This window comes from Streptomyces sp. SCSIO 30461, assembly GCF_037023745.1.
In the GTDB taxonomy this organism is placed as follows: Bacteria; Actinomycetota; Actinomycetes; order Streptomycetales; family Streptomycetaceae; genus Streptomyces.
Map to the genome: position 1 here is coordinate 534984 of NZ_CP146101.1, position 24049 is coordinate 559032.

Below are 24049 nucleotides of genomic sequence, written 5' to 3' on the forward strand. Positions count from 1 at the left end.
TGTGGCCAAGTTTTTAAGGGCGCACGGTGGATGCCTTGGCACCAGGAACCGATGAAGGACGTGGGAGGCCACGATAGGCCCCGGGGAGCTGTCAACCGAGCTTTGATCCGGGGGTGTCCGAATGGGGAAACCCGGCAGTCGTCATGGACTGTCACCCGCTGCTGAACACATAGGCAGTGTGGAGGGAACGAGGGGAAGTGAAACATCTCAGTACCCTCAGGAAGAGAAAACAACCGTGATTCCGGGAGTAGTGGCGAGCGAAACCGGATGAGGCCAAACCGTATGTGTGTGAGACCCGGCAGGGGTTGCGCATGCGGGGTTGTGGGATTTCTTTTGACCAATCTGCCGGTTGGTCGGCGAGTCAGAAACCGTTGATGTAGGCGAAGGGCATGCGAAAGGCCCGGCGTAGAGGGTAAGACCCCCGTAGCTGAAACATCAGCGGCTCGTTTGAGTTATTCCCAAGTAGCACGGGGCCCGAGAAATCCCGTGTGAATCTGGCGGGACCACCCGCTAAGCCTAAATATTCCCTGGTGACCGATAGCGGATAGTACCGTGAGGGAATGGTGAAAAGTACCGCGGGAGCGGAGTGAAATAGTACCTGAAACCGTGTGCCTACAAGCCGTGGGAGCGTCGGAGTGTGTTTACACATTCTCGTGACTGCGTGCCTTTTGAAGAATGAGCCTGCGAGTTTGCGGTGTGTTGCGAGGTTAACCCGTGTGGGGAAGCCGTAGCGAAAGCGAGTCCGAATAGGGCGTTGGAGTAGCACGCTCAAGACCCGAAGCGGAGTGATCTAGCCATGGGCAGGTTGAAGCGGAGGTAAGACTTCGTGGAGGACCGAACCCACCAGGGTTGAAAACCTGGGGGATGACCTGTGGTTAGGGGTGAAAGGCCAATCAAACTCCGTGATAGCTGGTTCTCCCCGAAATGCATTTAGGTGCAGCGTCGTGTGTTTCTTGCCGGAGGTAGAGCACTGGATAGGCGATGGGCCCTACCGGGTTACTGACCTTAGCCAAACTCCGAATGCCGGTAAGTGAGAGCGCGGCAGTGAGACTGTGGGGGATAAGCTCCATGGTCGAGAGGGAAACAGCCCAGAGCATCGACTAAGGCCCCTAAGCGTACGCTAAGTGGGAAAGGATGTGGAGTCGCAGAGACAACCAGGAGGTTGGCTTAGAAGCAGCCACCCTTGAAAGAGTGCGTAATAGCTCACTGGTCAAGTGATTCCGCGCCGACAATGTAGCGGGGCTCAAGCGTACCGCCGAAGTCGTGTCATTGCAGTATGTACTCCTAACGGGGACTGTGATGGGTAGGGGAGCGTCGTGTGCCGGGTGAAGCAGCCGCGGAAGCGAGTTGTGGACGGTTCACGAGTGAGAATGCAGGCATGAGTAGCGATACACACGTGGGAAACGTGTGCGCCGATTGACTAAGGGTTCCTGGGTCAAGCTGATCTGCCCAGGGTAAGTCGGGACCTAAGGCGAGGCCGACAGGCGTAGTCGATGGACAACCGGTTGATATTCCGGTACCCGCTTTGAAGCGCCCAATATCGAATCCATTAATGCTAAGGCCGTGAAGCCGTCGGGTGCGTCTTCGGACAATCTCGGAGTGGTGGAGCCGCTGATCCAAGGTGGTAGTAGGTAAGTGATGGGGTGACGCAGGAAGGTAGTCCAGCCCGGGCGGTGGTTGTCCCGGGGTAAGGGTGTAGCCCGAGAGATAGGCAAATCCGTCTCTTGTCGAGGGTGAGACCTGATGCCGAGCCGATTGTGGTGAAGTGGATGATCCTATGCTGTCGAGAAAAGCCTCTAGCGAGTTTCATGGCGGCCCGTACCCTAAACCGACTCAGGTGGTCAGGTAGAGAATACCGAGGCGTTCGGGTGAACTATGGTTAAGGAACTCGGCAAAATGCCCCCGTAACTTCGGGAGAAGGGGGGCCACGTCTGGTGATCCGATTTACTCGGTGAGCTGGGGGTGGCCGCAGAGACCAGCGAGAAGCGACTGTTTACTAAAAACACAGGTCCGTGCGAAGCCGTAAGGCGATGTATACGGACTGACGCCTGCCCGGTGCTGGAACGTTAAGGGGACCGGTTAGCTCCATTTCGGTGGGGCGAAGCTGAGAACTTAAGCGCCAGTAAACGGCGGTGGTAACTATAACCATCCTAAGGTAGCGAAATTCCTTGTCGGGTAAGTTCCGACCTGCACGAATGGCGTAACGACTTCTCGACTGTCTCAACCATAGGCCCGGTGAAATTGCACTACGAGTAAAGATGCTCGTTTCGCGCAGCAGGACGGAAAGACCCCGGGACCTTTACTACAGTTTGATATTGGTGTTCGGTTCGGCTTGTGTAGGATAGGTGGGAGACTTTGAAGCGGCCACGCCAGTGGTTGTGGAGTCGTCGTTGAAATACCACTCTGGTCGTGCTGGATGTCTAACCTGGGTCCGTGATCCGGATCAGGGACAGTGTCTGATGGGTAGTTTAACTGGGGCGGTTGCCTCCTAAAGGGTAACGGAGGCGCCCAAAGGTTCCCTCAGCCTGGTTGGCAATCAGGTGTTGAGTGTAAGTGCACAAGGGAGCTTGACTGTGAGACCGACGGGTCGAGCAGGGACGAAAGTCGGGACTAGTGATCCGGCGGTGGCTTGTGGAAGCGCCGTCGCTCAACGGATAAAAGGTACCCCGGGGATAACAGGCTGATCTTCCCCAAGAGTCCATATCGACGGGATGGTTTGGCACCTCGATGTCGGCTCGTCGCATCCTGGGGCTGGAGTCGGTCCCAAGGGTTGGGCTGTTCGCCCATTAAAGCGGTACGCGAGCTGGGTTTAGAACGTCGTGAGACAGTTCGGTCCCTATCCGCTGTGCGCGTAGGAGTCTTGAGAAGGGCTGTCCCTAGTACGAGAGGACCGGGACGGACGAACCTCTGGTGTGCCAGTTGTCCTGCCAAGGGCATGGCTGGTTGGCTACGTTCGGGAGGGATAACCGCTGAAAGCATCTAAGCGGGAAGCCTGCTTCGAGATGAGGACTCCCACCCACTTGATGGGGTAAGGCTCCCAGTAGACGACTGGGTTGATAGGCCGGATATGGAAGCACGGTAACGTGTGGAGTTGACCGGTACTAATAGGCCGAGGGCTTGTCCTCAGTTGCTCGCGTCCACTGTGTTAGTTCTGAAGTAACGAACAGGCTGTTTGCTGGTTTGTGTTGGATATCTTCATAGTGTTTCGGTGGTCATAGCGTTAGGGAAACGCCCGGTTACATTCCGAACCCGGAAGCTAAGCCTTTCAGCGCCGATGGTACTGCAGGGGGGACCCTGTGGGAGAGTAGGACACCGCCGAACAATTCTTCAGCCTCAACCCCCGGACCATGTCCGGGGGTTGAGGCATTTCTGCGTTCAGTACCGGTGTCGGGACGTCCTGCCGATTTCGTGTTGACGAACCGCCAGGCGGGCCATGACGATCAGTGTATGGAACACGCTATTCGTGCCATCCGCGCTGATGAGTGGGAGAAGGCCAGGGACCTGCGGTTGGCCGCGCTGCAGGACCCGGTCGCTCATCTCGCCTTTCTGGAGACCTATGAGCAGGCAGCGGACCGCTCCGACGACTTCTGGCGGGAGCGTGCGAGCAGTGCAGCGGAAGGTGTGCGGGTCAAGCAGTTCATTGCCGAGGCGGCTGACGGACGCTGGGACGGCACGGTGACCGTACTGGTGGAACGGCCGGGCGAAGAGGCACGGTTCGGGGAGCAGGCGACGGTCGAGCAGACACATCTGGTCGCGGTGTTCGTCAGACCGGACGCACGGGGACACGGGCTGGCCGACGAGTTGTTCCGGGCGGCCGTCGACTGGTCGTGGAGCCTCGATGACCCGCGGATCAAGCGTGTGCGGCTGTATGTGCACGAGGACAACGTCCGTGCTGAGGCCTTCTACCGGCGGATCGGCTTCGTGCCCAGCGGCGGGAAGTCTCCGGTACCGGGCGACGACACGGCCATGGAAGTGGAGTACGAGCTGCCTCGTGGTGGTGGGCTCAGCAGCCGCTGAGCCATCGGTCGGCGGCCGGCCAGTGGGCCCGGCCCTGTTCGCGGGAGCGGAGCAGGGCGAACGCCGGCATGCCCTGGCCTGCACCGGTGGCCAGTAGCTCGGGCAGCAGCGGTAGCGGGGCCACCGCGGCGACGTCGTCAAGCACAAGGGTGAGTGGTGGGTCGAGCCGACCGTCGGATGACCGTGCGGCCATGCGGCGGCCGTGCTCGACCACGCTCGAGGTGACGGCGGTCAGCAGAGGCATTGCTCCGGGGTGGGTGCGGGGATCCTCGATGGGTTCACCCACCACATAGAGACTGCCCCCCTCGACCACAAATGATTCCAGCGCGAGCGAATCTGCTCGATTTGGTGTGCAGGCTTCTCGGATATGGATCGAAGTCATACATGCGAGTGCTCGCGCCGTCAGTTCCTGGGCCAGCTCACGGCGCTCGGGGTACGCGGTGAGCGCCGACTCCAGCAGACCGGCGAGACCGGACGCGGCTTTGGGGTGCGCACGCAGGATGCGTACAGGCTCATGGGCGTTGTTGCCCTGCGCCCAGCGGTGGACCTGCTTGAACGCCCTGCCATCCACGGCGGCGGCGTGCAGCCAGCAGCGCAGGAGCGTTTCCGCTGTTTCGGCCATCGCCGCGTCGATGCGGGCGGGCGGGCGTACCGGGACGAGCAGGGCCGCCGCACGTGTTGCGGCTGTGTCGGCGTCTTCGCAGCCCGTGGTGGGAGACCAGTGGAGGCGGCCAGGGGTGTCGCAGAGGTGGCCGGGGTCGTAGACGAGGACGGAACCGAGCTTGGCGCGGGTGTCCTTGGTCTCGGACCACACGGTGGGGTCGGAGGTGACGACGAGTACCGGTCCTCGGGCGTCGAGGACGGCTTGGACGGCGGCGGGCCGGCGGGCGGCGGGGCCGCCGTAGAGGACGCGTCGCACGTCGTTCCGGGGCTCAGGGGCGTCGAGGCTGAGCAGGGCTGAGCCGGGCTCCGCGCGTTCGTGCGGAACGGTGCCGGCTCGCGGCGCGGGGACTGGCTGCTCCTGGATCTGGGTTTGCTCCTGGACCTGGGCTTGAGCCAGGGACTCGGCCTGAGCCAGGGGCTGGACCTCCGGGACCGAGACCGTGGGGGCGGTGACCATGAGGGGCTTCGTACGCCTCGCCGTCCGTACTGCCCGCAGGCGGGCCAGTGTCCCGAGCACAAACACGGTGAGTACCACCAGGACCATCAACTCGCCGATGAACAGGCCCCAGAACAGCCCGTATCCGGAGAGCTGACCCGCCGGGGTGTCCGGCCAAGCCCCGGCCAGGTCGTGCGGCTGCGAGAGCAGAGCCCGTATGGCGACCGGGGTCCGGGTGAACGCCACACCGTCCGGCCACGCGCCGCGGGCGATGAGGCCGGCGAGCCCGGTCGCCGTCCAGACGAGCAGGGTCACTCCGATGAGGAAGGCGAGCAGGCCGACCAGCAGCCCGTCCGGGACGCCCCCTTCCCTGTGCCTCTCCTCGTGCCTCTCACCGTGTCTCGGCAGCTCGCGCGGCATAGGCTCAGGCCACCGTCGACTCGGAGGACTCGGACAAATCACCGATGCGTTGCTGCTGTTCGATGAAGGCCGCGCGCTGCTCCGTCTCCCACTCGGCAGCCCGTACGTCCTCCGGTAGCTCGATGGCTGAGGACTCGGTCATGGCCCGGTCCGTGTAGACGAGCGGCCGCTCTGCTTCCGTGACCAGGTGTTTGACCACCTGGACATTTCCGTTGACGTCCCATACCGCGATACCGGGGGTGAGCGTCGGAATGATCTCCACGGCCCAGCGCGGCAGTCCGAGCACCCGCCCGGTGGCCCGTGCCTCGTCGGCCTTCTGGGCATAGATGGTTCTGGTGGACGCCATCTTCAGAATCGCCGCCGCCTCCCGGGCCGCCGCCCCGTCGACCACGTCGCTGAGGTGGTGGACGACAGCGACGAAGGAGAGTCCCAGCCTGCGGCCGAACTTGAGGAGCCGCTGGAAGAGCTGTGCGACGAAGGGACTGTTGATGATGTGCCAAGCCTCTTCGACCAGGAAGATCCGCTTCTTGCGGTCGGGCCTGATCCAGGTGTGTTCGAGCCAGACGCCGACGATCGCCATCAGGATGGGCATGGCGATGGAGTTGCGGTCGATATGGGAGAGGTCGAAGACGATCAGGGGGGCGTCGAGGTCGATGCCGACCGTCGTCGGTCCGTCGAACATGCCCCGCAGGTCACCGTCGACCAGCCGGTCCAGGACGAGGGCTACGTCCAGACCCCAGGCCCGTACGTCGTCTATGGCGACGTTCATGGCCGCCGCCGACTCCGGTTCGGGGTGGCGCAGCTGTTCGACGATGTCGGTCAGTACCGGCTGACGGTCGGTGATGGTGTCGTTGACGTAGGAGTGGGCGACCTTGAGGGCGAAGCCCGACCGTTCGTCAAGCCCGTGTCCCATCGCGACCTCGATGATCGTGCGAAGCAGTGCGAGCTGGCCCGTGGTGGTGATCGCGGGGTCGAGCGGGTTGAGACGGATACCGCTGTCGAGGGCGGCCATGGGGTCGAGTCGGATCGGGGTGATGCCGAGCTGTTCGGCGATCAGATTCCATTCGCCGACGCCGTCCTCGCCCTGGGCATCGAGTACGACGACCTGACGGTCGCGGAATCGCAGCTGGCGCAGTACGTAGGTCTTCTCCAGCGCCGATTTGCCGTTTCCCGACTCGCCGAGCACCAGCCAGTGGGGCGCGGGCAGCTGCTGGCCGTAGAGCTGGAAGGGGTCATAGATGTAGCCCTTGCCGCTGTAGACCTCACGGCCGATGATCACGCCGGAGTCGCCGAGTCCGGGCGCGGCGGTCGGCAGATAGACGGCCTGGGCCTGGCCGGTCGAGGTGCGTACGGGCAGTCGGGTGGTCTCGACCTTGCCGAAGAGGAAGGCGGTGAAGGACTCGGTCAGGGCGGTGAGCGGATCTCGCATCGGATCAGGGCCCCTATCGGCGGATACCGGTCGCGAACGGCAGCGTGTTCACAAAGGCCCGGTGGTGCTCGCGGTCGCACCACTCCAGCTTGAGATACGACTTGCCCGCCGAGGCTCTGATCGTGCGCTTGTCCCTGGCCAATGCCTCGGGGGTGCGTGACGACACAGTGATGTACCCGACGAGGTTGACCCCTGCCGCGCCGCTGGCGAGATCTTCACCCCGCTGGTCGAGCCGGCTGTGGGCGGCGAGGTCGCGGGGGTCGATGGTGCGGTTCATCTTGGCGGCACGGCTGGCCTCCGCCTCGTCGTTGGTCTTCTCGGTCAGCATGCGTTCGATGGCGACCTCGGTGGGCTCCAGGTCCATGCAGACCGCGACGGTGCGGATCACGTCAGGGGTGTGGACGAGGAGCGGGGCGAGGAAGTTGACGCCGACTGGGGTCATCGGCCATTCCTTCACCCAGGCGGTGGCGTGGCACCAGGGGGCGCGGGTGGCGGACTCGCGGGTCTTGGCCTGGAGATAGGTCGGTTCGAGGGCGTCGAGTTCGGCGGGCCAGGCGTTGCGCTGGGTCATCGCCTGGATGTGGTCGATGGGATGGTCGGGGTCGTACATGGAGTGCACGAGGGAGGCGAGGCGGGCCTGGCCCAGTGGCTGGCGGACGCGGATGTCGGCTTCGGCGAGGCGGGCGCAGATGTCGGTGAGCTCGCGGGCCATGACGACGGCGAGGCCGGCGTCCTTGTCGAGCTTCTTGGCGCCGGACGCCTGGCGGGCGGCGCGAGCCATGGTGTGTGCCTCGGCGGCGAGCTCGCGGCCGTAGTGCATGCAGGCGACCAGATAGGCCCGGTGCTGCTCGCTTGAGGTGGACACCATGGACTGGAGCTGGTCATAGGAGTCGCGGAGCCAGCCGGGGGAGGAGGAGTCGCCACGCTGGGCTACGTCCTTGGCGTGGGCGTCGGGGTCGGCGGGCAGGGTGCGGGCGAGCATCTGGAGGCGGGTGACGAAGCCGTCGCCGTTGGCGACATGCTTGAGCAGGGTGCCGAAGCGGTCTACCAGGGCTTCCTGGTCTTCGCTGTCGCGGAGCCCGACGCCTGGGCCCTCGATCTCGATGGCCGCGGTGACGGTGCGGCGGTCGGCGTGCAGGAGTACGGCGATCTCGTCCGGGCCGAAGGGCGCGGCGAGCCAGTTGATCCGGCCGATGCCGGGCGGCAGTCCGATCTCGATCTCGCGGCCGTCGAATCGGGTGCCGGCCTCCATGGCGACGGAGCGGTAGCGGGTGCCCTGGCGAAGGGTGCGCTTGTAGCTGCGGTTGATCTCGAACCAGCGGTAGAAGGTGCGCTGTTTGTACGGGACGTACACGGCGGCGAGCGCCAGCAGCGGGAAGCCGGTGAGGAGCACGATCCGCAGGGACAGGACGGGGACCAGCAGTCCGCTCATCATGCCGAGGAACGCGCCGGCGATGATCAGGGCGATCTCGCCGGTCTCGCGGTTCTTGCCGACGATCGCGTTCGGCCGTGCCCGGCCGATGAGATACGTGCGGCGGGGCGCGATGGGCTGCGACTGCGTCGTCAACGCCCTCCACCTCCTGTGGTTCCTGTGCTGGTGCCTGAGCCGGTGCTCTTGCGGTGGCTGTGCGGGGTGCTGGTGCTTGTGCCCGATCCGCCGCCGCTACGGGGTGCGGGTGCGGCGGACGTCCCTACGCCGGCACCCCGTGCGCCGTGTGCGGTCACCCCGCCGGCGACGGATCCGGCGGGGCGCGTGCCGCTGCCGGACGGGTCGCCCTGCTGGTGGCTGCGGCTGCTGTGGGTCTTGATGCCCTGGGAGACGAGGGCGGCGGGGGAGCTGATGACGGCGGCGGCCTTGCTTTCCGCGCTGTTCTGGATGCGGTTGTTGCGGGAGGCGGCGATCTCGTCGCCGAAGCCCGGCACGAAGCGGTAGATCATGGCTGAGGCGAAGATCGCCAGCAGGATGATCGAGAGGCCGGTGACGACGGCGGAGAAGGAGTTCGGGCCGTCGTCGCCGGAGAGGGCTCCGGCGAGCCCGAGCACGATGATGACGACCGGCTTGACGAGAATCACCGCGATCATGATCCCGGCCCAGCGGCGTACGTGTCCCCAGAGGTTCTTGTCGACGAGCCCGGAGTAGACGACGACGCCGAGCAGCGCGCCGACGTAGAGCAGTACGGCGCGGATGAACAGCTCCAGGTAGAGCACGCCGGCCGCGAGTACGGTCACGAGCGACACGATGATCAGCATGATCGGGCCGCCGCCGATGGAGTCGCCCTTGTCGAGTGCCTGCTTGAAGCTGCCGAAGAACACGTCGGTCTGGCCGCCGGTGCCGGATGCGATGACGGCGGTGACGGCATCGGTGGCCGAGACGAGTGTGTAGAGGACCAGCGGTGTGAACGCGGAGGCGAGGACGGTGAGCCAGAGGAACCCGATGGCCTCGGACATGGCGGTCATGAGCGGGACGCCGCGGATGGCGCGTTTGGCGACGGCCAGCAGCCAGAGGAGGAGGGTGAGGAAGGTGGAGGCGGCGAAGACGATGGCGTACTGGGCGAGGAAGGTGCTGTTGGTGAAGTCCACTTCCGCGGTGGACTTCACGGCCTTGGACAGGGCGTCGATGATCGAGCCGGCGGCTTCGGCGCAGCCGCGGGCGAGGGAGCCGAGAGGGTCGAGGGCCGTGGTGGGGTCCGGCGGCGCGGGGCTTACGGACCCGTCTGCGGATTGGCCCTGCTCGCAGTAGCGCTTGGCGTGGCCGCGCAGATAGCGGCAGGCGTCGGCGCTTCCGGAAGGGCTGGGTGTGGGCGATGGGCTGGGCGCAGCCGCGGCTCGGGTGGCGAGGAGCATGGCCGTGGTCTGGAGCCCTGCCAGGACTGCGAGGACACGCGCGGCGCGGGTACGGGCAGCACGGCGCGGAAGAGGCCGGTGAAGAGGGCGCGGACTACCGGGCATAGGTGAAGCCTCCGAACTCCTGAACCGCCTTGCTGATCTCTTCGGAGCCGGACGCGGTGAGGTCACCGGGGACCGGGGCGGGGCCTTCCTTCTCGGAGTCTTCGGCGACCTTCCAGTCGTTGCCGGTCCACTGGAGTCGGAAGGTCCAGGTCTTCCAGGTGGTGCGGACAGGATCCTTCGACCCTTCGCCCGCCATGCCGACGAGGCCGGTGTACCAGACGGAGACTGTGGCCTTGGTGTCGGAGAAGGAATCGATCTTTGTGCCGACGGGAATGGTCCGGGACACGAAGGTGCTGCCTTCGGGGGCGTCGCCGTCCGGATCGAGGCCGAGCTTGGCCAGAAAGGCGGCGGAGTACGCGTTGTCCTGGGGGTCCTTGAGCGCAGCTGCCGCCTGCGGGGTGTAGACAGCGTCGACGATGCGGTGCCGGCTCTCGCGCTGGAACATGTCGGCTGAACCGAGTGCGACGGCGAAGTTGGACGCCGCGCTCTGCGCCCCCTGCTCGTCGTGGGCGTACCCCTTGGGGATCTCGCCGTCCTTCCCGGCCACGGGCCGCACCCCGGTGGCCGCGGTCGGGGCGGCGGTGCGGGCCTGCCGGGCGCTGTCCGACGCGGGGGCGGAGCCGTTGCCGCGGTTGGCGAAGGCGATGGCGGCGATCAGCAGGACGACCACGCCGGCGGCGGTGACCAGGGAGCGGGAGTTCCGCATGGGGCGCCGGGCGCCCCCGTAGACATCGGAGACCGTGATGGTCTCAGGGAGCCGTGTGCGGGTCTGGCCCGTGCCGCCCACGTCCGTGTCGAACTCGTCGTGCCCGTCGTCGAAGTTCATGCCGCGTACGCCCCCTCAGCCGTCTGCGGTGCCGTGCCTTCGCTGTCGTGTCCGTGTCGGTGGCCCCCTCGCCAGAGGTCCTCGTGCCAGCGGTGCGCACCTTCGTGGCCGGGGCCGTCATACGAAGGTAGCCGTGCTGGTGTCCGCGCGGGCGCGGTGTGATGACTCGACATCAGGGGGACGCAACCTCTGTCGGTGGGTGCGACGGGCGGATGGTGTGGTGGCGAAATGATGGGGTGAAGGGTGGGAAAGCTGGGATCGGGGTGGGGGATGAGTTGAGTGATGGAGGGTCAGACGGCCATTCCGTACACGATGGTGAAGAGGGTTCCCAGGGAACCGATGATGAAGACGCCCGTCAGACCGGCGACGATCAGGCCCTTGCCTTGTTCCGCGCTGAAGGTGTCGCGTAGCGCGGTCGCGCCGATGCGCTGCTTGGCCGCCCCCCATACCGCGATGCCCAGGCACAGCAGGATGGCGACCGCCATCACGACCTCGATCATCACGCGAGCTTCGTTTCCCAGAGTTCCGAAGGGGCCCCAGTTCGGGGCGATTCCACCGATGATGGTGGTGATGTCACCTTTCTCGGCTGCCAGGATCATGTAACTCACCGCCCCTGTCGGGTAGTTAGACGCCCTTGCCACTCGGCATGGGTCACGCTCTATCTTCGCTGATGAAACCGGTATCGTGCGCCGACTTGGTTGGTCTCTTTACCCGATCCCCGCACAGGTGACCGAACCGATCGCGCTGACCTGCGGCGGCGCTGGTGTGATTCAGGCGCGAGTACCCGTATGGGCACTCTGTGTATCACGGAGGGTGACTTCGGGCAATGACTGTCGTTTAGACACTTAAGGTGTCAAAGCGTCAAGAGTGCCGGTGCGGCCGGCATGTGGTCGGGGTGCGGGGCGGCGAGGGGCGGTGCGGCACCCATGCGGCAGGGCGGGCCGTCGGCACGCTGCCGTGGCCCGCCCTGCCGGGGTGTCAGCTCAGGCTCGGATGGCAAGCAGTCCGAGCAGGGCCATGGATATGGCGATGAGTGAGATGACGATCAGCGCGGCGATCGTTCCCCCGGAGTCGCCGGCCCGGCGCATCTTCTCCCCCACGTTTCCTGCGTTGCTCATGTGCTCTCCTGTGGTGCTGCCCGCCGTTGGTCGTCGGCGGGATGGTTCACAGCCTTCCTGGCTGCGTGACACAGGGTAGTGGAGTGCGGTCCGGGTCACAGTGGCGGGCCGGAGAACTTTGTTACTTCGTCAACTGCCTGGTCATGGCTTGGTTTGGGGGGTTCGGCGCGATCCTGTTCAGGGGTGTCCGGGCTTCTGGAATCGCCGCGCTACGACTCCGGAGCGCTACGGAGCGTCAGATTCAGGTCTGTCGAGATGCCACGAAAAGACTCTGGGCGCCGCGTCCTATGGGCCCCTTCTCGTCGTGCAGGCGGGAGTCCGCGAGGCCGATTCCGGCCGGGTCCACGCTTGTTCGGGCCTCGACGGACACCCATTCGCCCACCGGGTGGCGGTGCAGATGGACCGTCAGGTCGGCGTTGACGAAGACGTGCCGGTTGAAGTCCAGGACGTTGCTGATGCCGTTCCCGGAGTCGGCTGCGACGAGTACGCGGTCCAGGGGGCGGGTCTCCTCGCCCGCGACGAGGGGCAGGCGCATCCGCATCCAGCAGGTGCCGGGTCCCGGTGCGCGGAAGGTCCCCTCGGTGAAGCGGGTCTCCATGGAGGTGTGGTAGCCGATGTCCCACGGCACCGAGAAGAAGGGGGTGTCGGCGGTCTCGCCCGGGGATGGCAGCTGAGCACCGTCCGCGACCGCGGGGCCGGGCTCCTGCAGGGTGCGCACCCGCAGTGCCCGGGCCAGCATCACCGGTGTCCCGCCCTCGGGGGTGAGGGAGGCCTCCACGAGTTCCACACTGCGGCCCGAGCGCAGCACGTGCACGCTCACTTCGAGCGGCCGCATCGGCACCGGCTTCACGATCTCGTACGTCACTCGCGCGAGCCGCATGTCGGAGCGTGCCCCCGGCCGCTCCTCCATGGCCCGCCCCAGCAGGGCCGCGGGCGGTCCGGCGTGCTGGGCGTGCGCGTCCCAGGGGCCTCGGGTGTGCTCGGTCGCCGTGAAGCGGTTCTCGGAGATCCGCTCGTAGAACGCCTCGGGTTCCGCCATGACGGGCTGCCTCTCCTGCTCGTCCGCTGTGACTCCGCGATGGGTGCACCCCGCACGCTACCTGCGGGTAACCGGGTGGTGCCAGGGGCTCGGGGGCGGTGACCCCAGGTGCGGTTGGTGCTCCCCGACGCGGTGGTCCGGCAGTCGGGTGGTCGGTGGTCCGGCGGGTCCGATGCCGTGCTCGCCGTCGCGACGTGGTCGGCCGTCGGACATTCGAATGGGGTGTCAGGGCCCGTTCGATAAGGCACTGTTGAAGGGTGCGCAAAGTATGGATGGCCACCGGTGCCGGGCTCGGGCTGTGCCTGGGCTTCGTCGCGCTGCTCGTCGTGGGGACGTACTCGGCGGCGGCCGGGCTGATGGGGACCCAGCAGGGCGGGCGGCCGGTCGCGCTGGTCAAGGGCGCCGTACCGGCCGTGTACCACTCGATGGTGCAGCGGTGGGGGACGCTCTGCCCTGCCGTCAATCCCGCGCTGCTGGCAGCGCAGTTGTACCAGGAGAGCGGTTGGAACCCGAAGGCGGTCAGCCACGCCGACGCGCGCGGGATGGCGCAGTTCCTCCCCAGTACGTGGGCGGCGCACGGTGTCGACGGGGACGGAGACGGCGACCGCGACATCTGGGATCCGGCGGACGCGATCGCGTCCGCCGCGTCGTACGACTGCGAGCTCGCGGGGTACGTCAAATCGGTGCCGGGCGATCCGACGGCCAACATGCTGGCCGCCTACAACGCGGGTGCCGACCGCGTCATCAAGGCGGGCGGGGTCCCTCGTATCCGGGAGACCCAGAACTACGTCAAGATCATCCGGGCTCTGGAGGCGAGCTTCGCCAGGCCGGTCGGGCGGCTTCAGCCGTCGCGGCAGGCGGCGGCCGCGATCGACTTCGCGCAGAGCAGGCTCGGGACGCCGTATCTGTGGGGCGGCAACGGGACGCCGGAGCAGAACGGGCGCTTCGACTGCTCGGGGCTGACGCAAGCGGCGTACCGCACCGTGGAGATCGAGCTGCCGCGTGTCGCCAACGACCAGTACAACGCGGGTCCGCATCCTTCGCGCGATGAACTGCTGCCGGGCGACCTGGTGTTCTTCTCGGACGATCTCGGCAACTCGCGTGCGATCCGGCATGTCGGCCTCTATGTCGGCGGCGGCTATATGATCAACGCCCCCTTCACCGGGGCTGTGATCCGCTTCGACAAGATCGACACGCCCGACTACTTCGGCGCGACCAGGGTCACGGAGGAGGGTGCCGCGGCGCTTCCCACCACAGGGGGCGGACGGTGACAGGGACCTGACGGGGTGTCGGGGGCGTGGACCCTGAGTGAAGCCGAGGCCCTGGGGTGCGACCGCCCATCACTCTTCGATAACGTCGCGGTGATCGTTCCGTGGAGATCCGCAATGAGCGGAACGCGCCCGCGAAGCGGGTCGTTTCCCCAGGCGGCGCAGTACGTCAGGCAACAGGCAAGGGGCCGCGACACATGGCTGGACTCGGACGCGAAGGGACGAATCCCGACGTCAGCCTGTTCCATGACATCAATGGCCTGGCAAGCTCGGCACCGCCCTGGTTCAACCGTGCCGTGGAGTTCGCCGGGCAGTACGGGATCATCACGGCCATCGTCCTGCTGATGCTCTGGTGCTGGTGGACCGTGCGCCGGTTGGGGGACGACCGGGAGGCCGGCGCGGCGCTGGCCGCCCTGGTGTGGACACCGTTCGCGGCCGGTGCGGCCCTGCTGGTCAACATCCCGATCCGGGACTTCGTGGAACGGCCCCGTCCCTTCCGCGAGCACCAGGGCATCGAGGTCCTGGTGGGCGGCGAGACCGGTTTCTCCTTCGTCAGTGACCACGCCACCATGGCGATGGCCCTGGGGGTCGGGCTGTTCATGGCCCACCGGCGGATCGGGCTCGCCGCGATCGGGCTGGCGCTGGTGGAAGGGTGCTCCCGGGTCTATCTGGGTGGTCACTATCCGACCGACGTGGTGGGCGGGTTCGCGCTCGGTACGGCGGTCACCCTGCTGTTCGCCCCGCTGGCGCTCGCGCTGCTGAACCCGCCGCTGGCGGCGCTCGCCCGCTCCGGACGGGCCGGGTGGCTCGTACGGTCGCGGCGTGCCGTCGCGCGGAGCCGACAGCGGGAGCATGAGCGCGACCAGGAACTGGAGCGGCACGAGACCGGGCTGGCCGCCTGACCGACGCAGGACCGGCCCGGTCCCCGCCCGGATCGCTGCCGACCGCTACACCCCTGCACCGCCGTTCCCGCTGCCTACACCACCGTTCCCGGATCCGTCTCGTGCTCCTGCGCGTCGGTCCTGGCGCGGTCACGGGAACGGCGGGCCGGCCCCCGCCAGCCACAGCTGCACCGAGCCACACAGAACGAGCCACGCTCGGCTGTGTCCGTTGAATGTTCCCGGTGCTCCCGATCCACGGACCACACGGTACTTGCCGTGACGGCCCCCCGGTGGCCGTCGTTATCCCGGGCGGGTGGGTCCAGGAAGGGATGCCGGCGATGGTGGTGCTGCACAGGCTCAGGGGCGGGGCGTGTGCCTTCGCCGCCATGGTGGGCGCAGGGGTGGGGATGGTCGCGGCGACGGGTTGTTCCGGCGGGGGTGACGCGGTGGCCGACGCCCGGCCGACCGGCGACCTCACGGCCGCTGTGCGGAACGCCGCCGACGTGCTCGCCCAGCACGGCACCTCCAAGGCCCGCACCTCCATGGAGATGGCCGCGGGGGGCACCCGGGTGACCATCCGCGGGGATGGCGGCTATGACTTCCGGCGGGGAATGGGCCGACTGCGGGTCGTGCTGCCGAAGGACCCTGCGGGCAGCGATGAGCACCTGCCGGTCACCGAGCTGCTCGCGCCCGGTGCGTTGTACATGAAGGACCGGGGCGCCGGAGTGCCGCCGGGCAAATGGGTGCGGGTCGACATCACCACCCTCAAGGACGGCAACCTGGTCACCGGCGGTGCCACCGACCCCGCAGCGGCGGCCGAACTGCTGCGGGGGGTGCGGACGGTGGACTACGTGGCCCGGGTGGACCTCGCTGGTGTCGAGGTCACGCACTACCGCGGTGTCGCCGACATCGGCGCCGCGGCGAAGGCCGCCTCGCCCACGGTGCGGGGCGCGCTGGCCGCCGCGGCGAAGGGGTTCACGGAGGACGCCGTTCCTTTCGACGCCTATGTCGATGACGCCGGGCGACTGCGGAAGGTGCGCCATCAGTTCAGCTTCACCAACCAGGGCCGTACGGTCGCCGTTTCGTCTACGACGCTGCTGTATGAGTTCGGGGCGCCGGTCCTCGTGGAGCTTCCGGCTCGTCGGGACCTGTACACGGGGCGGGTCCGTGTATAGCGAACATCGAACCCACGGGTCCTATAAACCGCTTAACGGGCAGGAGTGGAACGTCCCGCGATTCGGGTAGGTCGGTAAATGGTCCGGACGTGCCATGCGGGTCGGGGGCTCCGCTCCCTACGCTGGAAGCCGACACCGGCTGGAAGAGGTGAAAGCACGTGGCTCCGCCCAGTACGCCGACAGTCCAGGACCACGTGGCTCTCGCCGAGATCGAGCTGTGCGGTGAGCTGATGATCGCCGCGTCGGCCGCGGACGGGGAGCGGCTCAGCTCCGACCGTATCGACGAGGTGCTCAACGTCGCCGTACCGGCCGTCGCGGGCATTCCTTGCCCCCCGGCGGAGGCCGGCGGCCGCTGACCGCCCCCGTTCAGGTCCGCATCATGCGGGCGATGGCCTTCGTGGCTTCTTCGACCTTCGCGTCGATCTCGTCCCCGCCCTTGAGCGCCGCATCGGCGACGCAGTGGCGCAGGTGCTCCTCCAGGAGCTGGAGCGCGAAGGACTGGAGCGCCTTGGTCGAGGCGGAGACCTGGGTGAGTATGTCGATGCAGTACGTGTCCTCCGCCACCATGCGCTGGAGGCCGCGGACCTGGCCTTCGATGCGACGCAGTCGCTTCAGGTGCTCGTCCTTCTGCTCGTGGTAGCCGTGCACGCCGTGCTCGTGGATGGTGGCCGGGGTGTGCGCGGCGGTCGGCTGCGCGGTGTCGTCCGAGGCGGGGTCCGAGGCCGGCGGCCGGTCCGAAGCCGTTTTCGCGCCCGCGTCTGTGTGCGAGTGCGCGTTCGAGGCTGACGTCGGGCCCGAGGCCGTGTCCGTGGTCGTCATCGCGTGCTCCCGAAGTCCCTTGGGCGTCCTGTCCGATATACCCCTCGCGGGTATATGGTACCGATCCCTGCTGGTTGCGGCAGGGCCCTGTGCTGATCACAGTGCCCGATGGGCCACACTGAAGGAAGGCCGTTTAGCCGTGGCCGGGTGATGCGCCTAGCATCAGCCTGACCCAAACCCAGCACCCCGAGGAACCCACGTGCGATTTCGTCTGACCCCCAGGGAGACGAGCTTCTACGACATGTTCGCCGCTTCCGCGGACAACATCGTCACGGGCTCCAAGCTCCTGATGGAACTGCTTGGGGCGGATGGACCCGCCCGGGTCGAGATCGCCGAGCGCATGCGGGCCGCGGAACACGCGGGGGACGACGCCACCCACGCTATCTTCCACCAGCTGAACTCCTCGTTCATCACGCCATTCGACCGCGAGGACATCTACTCCCTCGCCTCGTCGCTGGACGACATCATGGACTTCATGGAGGAGGCCGTCGACCTGGTCGTCCTCTACAACATCGAGGAGCTGCCGAAGGGTGTCGAGCAGCAGATCGAGGTGCTGGCCCGGGCCGCTGAGCTGACGGCGGAGGCCATGCCGCATCTGCGGACGATGGACAACCTCACCGAGTACTGGATCGAGGTCAACCGCCTTGAGAACCAAGCCGACCAGATCCACCGCAAGTTGCTCGCGCACCTTTTCAACGGCAAGTACGACGCCATCGAGGTGCTCAAGCTGAAGCAGATCGTGGACGTCCTGGAAGAGGCCGCGGACGCCTTCGAGCACGTGGCCAACACGGTGGAGACCATCGCGGTCAAGGAGTCCTGAGGCTTCGTGGACACCTTTGCCCTGGTCGTGACCATCGGCGTCGCGCTCTTCTTCACGTATACGAACGGATTCCACGACTCCGCGAACGCCATCGCGACGTCGGTTTCCACCCGCGCGCTGACACCCAAGGCCGCGCTCGCGATGGCCGCGGTGATGAACCTCGCCGGTGCGTTCTTCGGCAGCGGGGTCGCCAAGACCGTCAGCGAGGGCCTGATCGCGACGCCCAAGGGCGACCGCGGTATGGGCATCCTCTTCGCCGCGCTGGTCGGCGCGATCATCTGGAACCTGGTCACCTGGTACTTCGGCCTGCCGTCCTCGTCCTCGCACGCGCTGTTCGGCGGCATGGTGGGCGCGGCCCTGGCGGGCGGCACGGAAGTGATCTGGGGCGGGGTGGTCGACAAGGTCGTCATCCCGATGTTCGTGTCACCGCTGGTGGGTCTGCTCGCGGGCTATCTGGTGATGTGCGCGATCATGTGGATGTTCCGCAAGGCGAACCCGCACAAGGCGAAGCGCGGTTTCCGTATAGCCCAGACGGTGTCCGCCGCCGGTATGGCCCTCGGCCACGGGCTCCAGGACGCCCAGAAGACGATGGGCATCGTGGTGATGGCCCTGGTCATCGCCGATGTCGAGGACTTCGGTGACCCCATCCCGGTCTGGGTGAAGATCGTCTGCGCTGTGATGCTGTCCCTGGGTACGTACGCGGGCGGCTGGCGCATCATGCGTACCCTGGGTCGGAAGATCATCGAGCTTGATCCGCCGCAGGGGTTCGCCGCGGAGACCACGGGGGCGTCGATCATGTTCGGCTCCGCGTTCCTGTTCCACGCGCCGATCTCGACCACGCACGTCATCACCTCCGCGATCATGGGCGTCGGTGCGACGAAGCGGGTCAACGCGGTGCGCTGGGGCGTCGCGAAGAACATCGTGCTCGGCTGGTTCATCACGATGCCGGCGGCGGCGGGTGTGGCGGCGCTCAGCTTCTGGGTGGTGAACCTGGCGTTCGGCTAGGTCCTACCAGGTCCTGTCCGGGGCTTCGGGAGCAGCGCTGTCCGCCCGCGCCGGCGCTCTGGAAGGCTCCGAGACCCAGACCGAGGCCCGGATCACACAGTCCCGGATCACAGCAAGGAGTCGGCCCCCCTCTCCCAGGAGAGGGGGGCCGACTGTTTTGCCCCGTGGTGGCACCGCCATGCAGCACCGCGAGGCAGACCTGCGGGGACCGGCCTATCCGAAGCGGCCCGAGATGTAGTCCTCCGTTGCCTGGACCGACGGGTTCGAGAAGATCCGCTCGGTCTCGTCTATCTCGATCAGCCGGCCCGGCTGCCCGACAGCCGCCAGGTTGAAGAACGCCGTACGGTCCGACACTCGCGCCGCCTGCTGCATGTTGTGCGTCACGATGACGATCGTGAAGCGCTCCTTCAGCTCGCCGATCAGGTCCTCGATGGCGAGCGTCGAGATCGGGTCCAGCGCCGAGCAGGGCTCGTCCATCAGCAGCACGTCCGGCTCGACCGCGATGGCGCGGGCGATGCACAGGCGCTGCTGCTGGCCGCCGGAGAGACCGGAGCCGGGCTTGTTGAGGCGGTCCTTGACCTCGTTCCAGAGGTTGGCGCCCTTGAGCGAGCGCTCCACGATGTCGCTGAGTCGGCGCTTGTTGTACTTGCCGTTGAGCCGCAGGCCCGCCGCCACGTTGTCGAAGATCGACATGGTCGGGAACGGGTTGGGCCGCTGGAACACCATGCCGACGGTGCGGCGTACGGCGACCGGGTCGACACCGGAGCCGTAGAGGTTCTCGTCGTCCAGCATCACCTTGCCCTCGACGCGGCCACCGGGGGTGACCTCGTGCATACGGTTCAGGGTGCGCAGGAAGGTGGACTTGCCGCAGCCGGAGGGGCCGATGAAGGCGGTCACCGAGCGGGGCTCCACGGTCATCGAGATGTCCTCGATCGCCTTGTGGGAGCCGTAGAAGGCGGACAGTCCGCTGACGTCAATTCGCTTGGCCATGAGAGATCACTTCCAGATCGCCGCGTCAGCGGCCGGTCTTCGGGGCCTTCCAGCGGGCGATGCCGCGGGCCACCAGGTTGAGGAGCATGACGAAGGCGATCAGTACCAGGGCGGCGGCCCAGGCGCGGTCGTACGACGCCTCGCTGCCGACCCGGTACTGCTCCCAGATGTAGTAGGGGAGCGAGGACTGGGCGCCTTCGAACGGGTTGTTGTTGATCAGCTGGTTACCGAAGACGAGCAGCATGATCGGGGCGGTCTCACCGGCGATACGGGCGATGGCGAGCATCACGCCGGTGGTGATTCCGCCGACCGCGGTGGGGATGACCACCTTGAGGATCGTGCGGTACTTCGGGACGCCGAGGGCCAGCGAGGCTTCACGCAGCTCGTTGGGGACGAGCTTGAGCATCTCCTCGGTGGAGCGGACCACGACCGGGATCATCAGGATGGTCAGGGCCAGCGAGCCCATGAATCCGGACGGCTTCAGATCCGCCAGCAGCATGATCGACAGGATGAAGAGTCCGGCGACGATCGACGGGATGCCCGTCATGACGTCCACGAAGAAGGTGACGGCCTTGGCGAGCGCGCCCCGACCGTACTCGACCAGGTAGATCGCGGTCATCAGGCCGATCGGCACGGCGATCAGGGTGGCCAGGCCGACCTGCTCCAGGGTGCCGATGATGGCGTGATAGACACCGCCGCCCTCCTCGAAGCCGGGCACTCCGGCCATCGAGTGGCTGAGGAAGTAGCCGTCGAGTGCCTTGAGGCCGCGGCTGAGAGTGACCCAGATCAGCGAGAGCAGCGGGATCACGGCGAGTACGAAGCAGACCCAGACGATGCTGGTGGCGAGCCGGTCCTTGGCCTGCCGGGCGTTCTCGACCACCGTGGTGGCGACATACGAGATCGCCAGGAACAGCAGTGCGGCGATCAGGCCCCACTGCACCTTGCTCTCCAGGCCGGCGACCGCGCCGATGCCGACGCCGAGCGCGACGGCCAGGACGGCGAAGGCGGGCTGGGACCAGCGGGGCAGTCCGCGGCGGCTGAGGCCGGTGCCGCGCTCGGCGTCGGCGGGGCGGGCGTCCTTTATGGCGGTGTTGCTCATCAGGCGTTCGCCCCCGAGTACTCCTTGCGCCGCGCGATGATCATGCGTGCGGCGCCGTTGACCAGCAGGGTGAGGACGAAGAGGACCAGGCCGGAGGCGATCAGCGCGTCGCGTCCGAACTCATTGGCCTCGTCGAACTTCGCTGCGATGTTCTGGGCGAACGTACCGCCGCCCGGGTTCAGGATGTGCAGCGAGATCAGGAAGCTCGGGGACAGCACGGTCGCGACGGCCATCGTCTCGCCGAGCGCGCGGCCGAGGCCCAGCATCGAGGCGGAGATCACGCCGGAGCGGCCGAACGGCAGCACCGACATCCGGATGACCTCCCAGCGGGTGGCGCCGAGGGCCAGCGCGGCTTCCTCGTTCATCCGCGGGACCTGGAGGAAGACCTCGCGGCTGACGCTGGTCACGATCGGCAGGATCATGATCGCCAGCAGGATGCCCACGGTGAACAGCGAGCGGGGCACGCCGATCTCGGTCTTCTCGAAGATGTAGGTCCAGCCGAGGTACTCGTCCAGCCAGAGGTTCAGGCCCTCCAGGTAAGGCACCAGGAAGAGGGCGCCCCAGATGCCGTAGATGATCGAGGGCACCGCGGCCAGCAGGTCGACCACGTAGGCGAGCGGCGCGGCGAGGCGGCGCGGAGCGTAGTGGGAGATGAACAGCGCGATGCCGACGGCGATCGGGACCGCGATGGCCATCGCGATGATCGAGCTGACGATCGTGCCGAAGAGCAGGACGGCGATGCCGAAGACCGGCGGGTTGCCGGCCGGGTTCCAGTCGAAGGTGGTGAAGAAGTTGCCTTCGTCCTTCGAGATCGCGAGGGAGGCACGGTAGGCGAGGAACACGGCGATGGATGCCATGATCACAAGCAGCAGAATGCCTGAGCCCCGGGAGAGGCCCAGGAAGACCTTGTCGCCCGCGCGGCCGGTCGAAGTGGCCCGGCGCGAGGCGGCCGGCTTGGCCGGCGGTGTCTCTATGGGTGTCGTGGAAGCCATGTTCTTTCCGGTCTGGGTGGGGGAGGTCCGTGGTTTGCGGGTCCCCTGGCGGCGGTGCACCGGATGGTGTCGGCGGCGGCCGGCCAGGCCCGGTCGGGCCTGGCCGGCCGCCGGCGACTTTGTGCCGGGTCTTACTGGAGACCGGCGACGGTCTCGCGGACCTTGGCGTTGATCTCCTGCGGGATCGGGGCGTAGCCCGCCTCGGAGAGCAGCTTCTGGCCCTCGTCGGACGCGGTGTAGGTCAGGAAGGACTTGACCGCGCCCAGGGTGTCGGGCTTGTTGCCCTTGTCGCAGACGATCTCGTAGGTCACGAGGACGAGCGGGTAGGCGCCCTCGGCCTTGGTGGCGTAGTCCAGCTTCAGGGCGAGGTCCTTGCCGGTGCCGTCGATCTTGGCGGCGGCAATCGCCTTGGAGGCGTTCTCCGGGGTGGCCTGCACCGGGGCGCCGGCGCCGGTGTTGAGGTCGACGGTCGGGATGGACTGGGAGGTGGCGTAGGACAGTTCGAAGTAGCCGATGGAGCCGGCGACCGACTTGACCTGGGCCGCGACACCGGAGGAGCCGGACGCGGCCTGGCCGCCGGGGGCGGGCCACTTCTTCTCGGGCTCGTACTTCCAGGCGTCCGGGGCGGCCTTGCTCAGGTACTTGCCCAGGTTCTGGGTGGTGCCGGAGTCCTCGGAGCGGTGGAAGGGCTGGATCGGGGTACTCGGGAGCGTGACGCCCGGGTTGAGCTTGGCGACCGCCGGGTCGTCCCACTTCTTGATCTTCGTGTCGAAGATCTTGGCGAGGGTCGGGGCGTCCAGGACCAGGCTGTCGACACCGGGCAGGTTGTAGCCGATGGCGATCGGGCCGCCGACCATCGGCAGGTTGATGCCGGTGCCGCCGGTGCAGACCTTCTTGGACTCGGCGACCTCTTCCGGCTTCAGCGCGGAGTCGGAGCCGGCGAAGCCCACGGTGCCCTGGTTGAACGCGACGATGCCCTCGCCGGAGGAGGAGGACTTGTAGTTGACCTGGGCGCCGGTGCAGGCGGCCATGTAGTTCTTGACCCAGAGGTCCATGGCGTTCTTCTGGGCGCTGGAGCCGGAAGCCATCAGCTGGCCCTTGGCGTCGTCGCACTTGATGTTGGAAGCAGCCTTGCTCGCGTCACCGGTGCCGCCGGTGGTGCCGCCAGTGTTGTCGTCCGAGCCGCACGCCGTGAGGACCAGGGCGCCGGAGACCGCGAGGGCAGCGAGCGCGGTGGCGCGAAGCCCGTTGTTGCGCTGAAGCTTCACTTTCGGGTGTTCCTTCCAGGAGCGCCGGTCGGGACGCCGTCTCGGGTGACGGTGACGTTCTACGGCGGCGCGCGTCGGGGTGGGTGGTCCGGCACTGTGCCGGTCACCTCGTAGGCCCGAAATTAGGCAGATCAGGTGAAGCGGCCGACGGGGGAGAGTGAACGGGAGGTGAACCCTGACGGGCGGGGGAGTTCTTGATGTCCGGGCGGGGGTGCACGTCGTGTACGTGGTGATCGGATAGCCGGTGATCGTCTGGTGGCGTCTGGTGGCGTCTGGTGGCGTCTGGTGGCGTCTGGTGGCGTCTGGTGGCGTCCGCGACGCCGTGCCCGCTCGCAGCGGCGGTGAAACATCCCTTTGCTAGGGATGTCTGCCGAATGGCCCGGAAATCCCGCGTACTGAGATGAGGGCGTCCAGCAGTCGGCGGTCCCGCGGCTGGGTGAGCCGGGCGTGTGCCGCGTCGGGCGGCAGCCAGACGATGCGGTCGACTTCCTTGTCCGGGACGAAGTGCCCGGGGGTGTGCGCCTCGGCGGCCCAGTAGCTGACCTCCTTGGGCCGCCCGTTCACCAGGTAGTGGATCGTGGGCAGCCGCGGGCCGGGGGTGCAGTGGTGGCCGGTCTCCTCCAGCACCTCACGCAGGGCGCCGGCGAGCGGGTCCTCCGAACGCTTCAGCTTCCCCTTGGGGTGCGACCAGTCGTCGTAGCGCGGCCGGTGCACCAGGCAGATCTCGATGCCGCCCGACTCGTGACCGGCGACGATGGCGTGGCGCCACAGCACGCACCCCGCAGCGCGGATGACCTCGCCGCCCGCACCGCTCAAGGGGCCACCTGGGCCCATG

The 24049-nt window shown here is 67.0% G+C and carries 21 protein-coding genes and 2 rRNA genes; 9 read left to right on the forward strand and 14 right to left on the reverse strand.

The window, feature by feature from the left end; all coding sequences use genetic code 11:
- The first annotated feature begins 3 nt into the window (after positions 1-3).
- From V1460_RS02535 to V1460_RS02545, 3 genes are all read left to right on the forward strand, one after another.
- Positions 4-3125, forward strand: a 23S ribosomal RNA gene (locus V1460_RS02535).
- A gap of 79 nt (positions 3126-3204) precedes the next feature.
- Positions 3205-3321 (forward strand): 5S ribosomal RNA (rrf, locus tag V1460_RS02540).
- 126 nt (positions 3322-3447) lie between these two features.
- A complete protein-coding gene (locus V1460_RS02545) occupies positions 3448-4017 on the forward strand; it encodes a GNAT family N-acetyltransferase (RefSeq protein WP_338671856.1) in 570 nt (189 codons plus the stop codon).
- Here V1460_RS02545 and V1460_RS02550 read toward each other — a convergent pair.
- The 8 genes from V1460_RS02550 to V1460_RS02585 form a co-directional block, all read right to left on the reverse strand.
- The gene (locus V1460_RS02550) at positions 4004-5536 is read right to left on the reverse strand and encodes a TraM recognition domain-containing protein (protein WP_338671857.1); all 1533 of its coding nucleotides are present in this window, start codon (positions 5534-5536) and stop codon (positions 4004-4006) included. The genes V1460_RS02545 and V1460_RS02550 overlap by 14 nt on opposite strands.
- Positions 5537-5540: 4 nt before the next feature.
- Positions 5541-6965 (reverse strand): ATP-binding protein, encoded by a 1425-nt coding sequence (locus tag V1460_RS02555; RefSeq protein ID WP_338671859.1) that lies wholly within the window; start codon positions 6963-6965, stop codon positions 5541-5543.
- A 13-nt stretch (positions 6966-6978) separates the two neighbouring features.
- On the reverse strand, positions 6979-8532 hold the full coding sequence (locus tag V1460_RS02560; RefSeq protein WP_338671860.1) for an SCO6880 family protein: 1554 nt from the start codon (positions 8530-8532) through the stop codon (positions 6979-6981).
- Positions 8529-9914 (reverse strand): hypothetical protein, encoded by a 1386-nt coding sequence (locus V1460_RS02565; protein WP_407077384.1) that lies wholly within the window; start codon positions 9912-9914, stop codon positions 8529-8531. Before V1460_RS02565 ends, V1460_RS02560 begins: the two co-directional genes overlap by 4 nt.
- Positions 9904-10740 (reverse strand): hypothetical protein, encoded by an 837-nt coding sequence (locus tag V1460_RS02570; RefSeq protein WP_338671863.1) that lies wholly within the window; start codon positions 10738-10740, stop codon positions 9904-9906. Before V1460_RS02570 ends, V1460_RS02565 begins: the two co-directional genes overlap by 11 nt.
- Before the next feature lie 290 nt (positions 10741-11030).
- Positions 11031-11339 (reverse strand): hypothetical protein, encoded by a 309-nt coding sequence (locus tag V1460_RS02575; protein ID WP_338671865.1) that lies wholly within the window; start codon positions 11337-11339, stop codon positions 11031-11033.
- A 384-nt stretch (positions 11340-11723) separates the two neighbouring features.
- Positions 11724-11858, reverse strand: a complete 135-nt coding sequence (locus V1460_RS02580) for a hypothetical protein (RefSeq protein WP_338671866.1) — start codon at positions 11856-11858, stop codon at positions 11724-11726.
- Positions 11859-12099: 241 nt separating this feature from the next.
- On the reverse strand, positions 12100-12897 hold the full coding sequence (locus V1460_RS02585; protein WP_338671867.1) for a thioesterase family protein: 798 nt from the start codon (positions 12895-12897) through the stop codon (positions 12100-12102).
- A gap of 272 nt (positions 12898-13169) precedes the next feature.
- Here V1460_RS02585 and V1460_RS02590 point away from each other — a divergent pair, with 272 nt between their 5' ends.
- The 4 genes from V1460_RS02590 (at position 13170) to V1460_RS02605 (ending at position 16577) form a co-directional block, all read left to right on the forward strand.
- Complete coding sequence (locus V1460_RS02590) at positions 13170-14168, forward strand: NlpC/P60 family protein (protein WP_407077587.1); 999 nt, start codon at positions 13170-13172, stop codon at positions 14166-14168.
- Between the two features lie 194 nt (positions 14169-14362).
- Positions 14363-15067 carry a phosphatase PAP2 family protein gene (locus V1460_RS02595; RefSeq protein WP_338671869.1) on the forward strand — a complete coding sequence of 235 codons (705 nt, stop codon included), beginning with the start codon at positions 14363-14365 and terminating at the stop codon, positions 15065-15067.
- A gap of 317 nt (positions 15068-15384) precedes the next feature.
- Entirely contained in the window at positions 15385-16221 is an 837-nt protein-coding gene (locus tag V1460_RS02600; RefSeq protein ID WP_338671870.1) for a hypothetical protein, read from the forward strand.
- Positions 16222-16379: 158 nt separating this feature from the next.
- The gene (locus V1460_RS02605; protein ID WP_338671872.1) at positions 16380-16577 is read left to right on the forward strand and encodes a hypothetical protein; all 198 of its coding nucleotides are present in this window, start codon (positions 16380-16382) and stop codon (positions 16575-16577) included.
- A 10-nt stretch (positions 16578-16587) separates the two neighbouring features.
- On the opposite strand, the gene V1460_RS02610 is transcribed toward V1460_RS02605, so the two are convergent.
- Positions 16588-17040, reverse strand: a complete 453-nt coding sequence (locus V1460_RS02610) for a metal-sensitive transcriptional regulator (protein ID WP_338671873.1) — start codon at positions 17038-17040, stop codon at positions 16588-16590.
- Between the two features lie 199 nt (positions 17041-17239).
- Between V1460_RS02610 and V1460_RS02615 the strand changes: the two genes are divergently transcribed.
- Positions 17240-17860, forward strand: coding sequence for a DUF47 domain-containing protein (locus V1460_RS02615; RefSeq protein ID WP_026164969.1), 621 nt, complete (start codon positions 17240-17242; stop codon positions 17858-17860).
- Between the two features lie 6 nt (positions 17861-17866).
- Entirely contained in the window at positions 17867-18865 is a 999-nt protein-coding gene (locus tag V1460_RS02620) for an inorganic phosphate transporter (protein WP_338671874.1), read from the forward strand.
- Positions 18866-19078: 213 nt separating this feature from the next.
- Here V1460_RS02620 and pstB read toward each other — a convergent pair whose 3' ends face one another.
- From pstB to V1460_RS02645, 5 genes are all read right to left on the reverse strand, one after another.
- A complete protein-coding gene (pstB, locus tag V1460_RS02625) occupies positions 19079-19855 on the reverse strand; it encodes a phosphate ABC transporter ATP-binding protein PstB (protein WP_338671875.1) in 777 nt (258 codons plus the stop codon).
- Positions 19856-19880: 25 nt separating this feature from the next.
- Positions 19881-20954: a phosphate ABC transporter permease PstA gene (gene pstA / locus V1460_RS02630; protein ID WP_338671876.1), complete on the reverse strand. Its 1074-nt coding sequence runs from the start codon at positions 20952-20954 to the stop codon at positions 19881-19883.
- A complete protein-coding gene (gene pstC / locus V1460_RS02635; RefSeq protein ID WP_338671877.1) occupies positions 20954-21946 on the reverse strand; it encodes a phosphate ABC transporter permease subunit PstC in 993 nt (330 codons plus the stop codon). Before pstC ends, pstA begins: the two co-directional genes overlap by 1 nt.
- 131 nt (positions 21947-22077) lie before the next feature.
- Positions 22078-23214, reverse strand: coding sequence for a phosphate ABC transporter substrate-binding protein PstS (gene pstS, locus V1460_RS02640; RefSeq protein WP_338671878.1), 1137 nt, complete (start codon positions 23212-23214; stop codon positions 22078-22080).
- A 357-nt stretch (positions 23215-23571) separates the two neighbouring features.
- Positions 23572-24048 carry an NUDIX hydrolase gene (locus V1460_RS02645; RefSeq protein WP_407077588.1) on the reverse strand — a complete coding sequence of 159 codons (477 nt, stop codon included), beginning with the start codon at positions 24046-24048 and terminating at the stop codon, positions 23572-23574.
- Position 24049 lies beyond the last annotated feature (1 nt).

Bases quoted from the DNA above. Each gene is read 5' to 3' on its own strand.
- V1460_RS02585 (WP_338671867.1), bottom strand. From the start codon at position 12,897: ATGGCGGAACCCGAGGCGTTCTACGAGCGGATCTCCGAGAACCGCTTC.
- V1460_RS02545 (WP_338671856.1), top strand. From the start codon at position 3,448: ATGGAACACGCTATTCGTGCCATCCGCGCTGATGAGTGGGAGAAGGCC.
- V1460_RS02565 (WP_407077384.1), bottom strand. From the start codon at position 9,914: ATGCCCGGTAGTCCGCGCCCTCTTCACCGGCCTCTTCCGCGCCGTGCT.
- V1460_RS02595 (WP_338671869.1), top strand. From the start codon at position 14,363: ATGGCTGGACTCGGACGCGAAGGGACGAATCCCGACGTCAGCCTGTTC.
- V1460_RS02580 (WP_338671866.1), bottom strand. From the start codon at position 11,858: ATGAGCAACGCAGGAAACGTGGGGGAGAAGATGCGCCGGGCCGGCGAC.
- V1460_RS02575 (WP_338671865.1), bottom strand. From the start codon at position 11,339: ATGATCCTGGCAGCCGAGAAAGGTGACATCACCACCATCATCGGTGGA.
- V1460_RS02590 (WP_407077587.1), top strand. From the start codon at position 13,170: ATGGCCACCGGTGCCGGGCTCGGGCTGTGCCTGGGCTTCGTCGCGCTG.
- pstA (WP_338671876.1), bottom strand. From the start codon at position 20,954: ATGAGCAACACCGCCATAAAGGACGCCCGCCCCGCCGACGCCGAGCGC.
- V1460_RS02550 (WP_338671857.1), bottom strand. From the start codon at position 5,536: ATGCCGCGCGAGCTGCCGAGACACGGTGAGAGGCACGAGGAGAGGCAC.
- V1460_RS02600 (WP_338671870.1), top strand. From the start codon at position 15,385: ATGGTGGTGCTGCACAGGCTCAGGGGCGGGGCGTGTGCCTTCGCCGCC.
- V1460_RS02610 (WP_338671873.1), bottom strand. From the start codon at position 17,040: ATGACGACCACGGACACGGCCTCGGGCCCGACGTCAGCCTCGAACGCG.
- V1460_RS02555 (WP_338671859.1), bottom strand. From the start codon at position 6,965: ATGCGAGATCCGCTCACCGCCCTGACCGAGTCCTTCACCGCCTTCCTC.
- pstC (WP_338671877.1), bottom strand. From the start codon at position 21,946: ATGGCTTCCACGACACCCATAGAGACACCGCCGGCCAAGCCGGCCGCC.
- V1460_RS02570 (WP_338671863.1), bottom strand. From the start codon at position 10,740: ATGAACTTCGACGACGGGCACGACGAGTTCGACACGGACGTGGGCGGC.
- pstB (WP_338671875.1), bottom strand. From the start codon at position 19,855: ATGGCCAAGCGAATTGACGTCAGCGGACTGTCCGCCTTCTACGGCTCC.
- V1460_RS02645 (WP_407077588.1), bottom strand. From the start codon at position 24,048: ATGGGCCCAGGTGGCCCCTTGAGCGGTGCGGGCGGCGAGGTCATCCGC.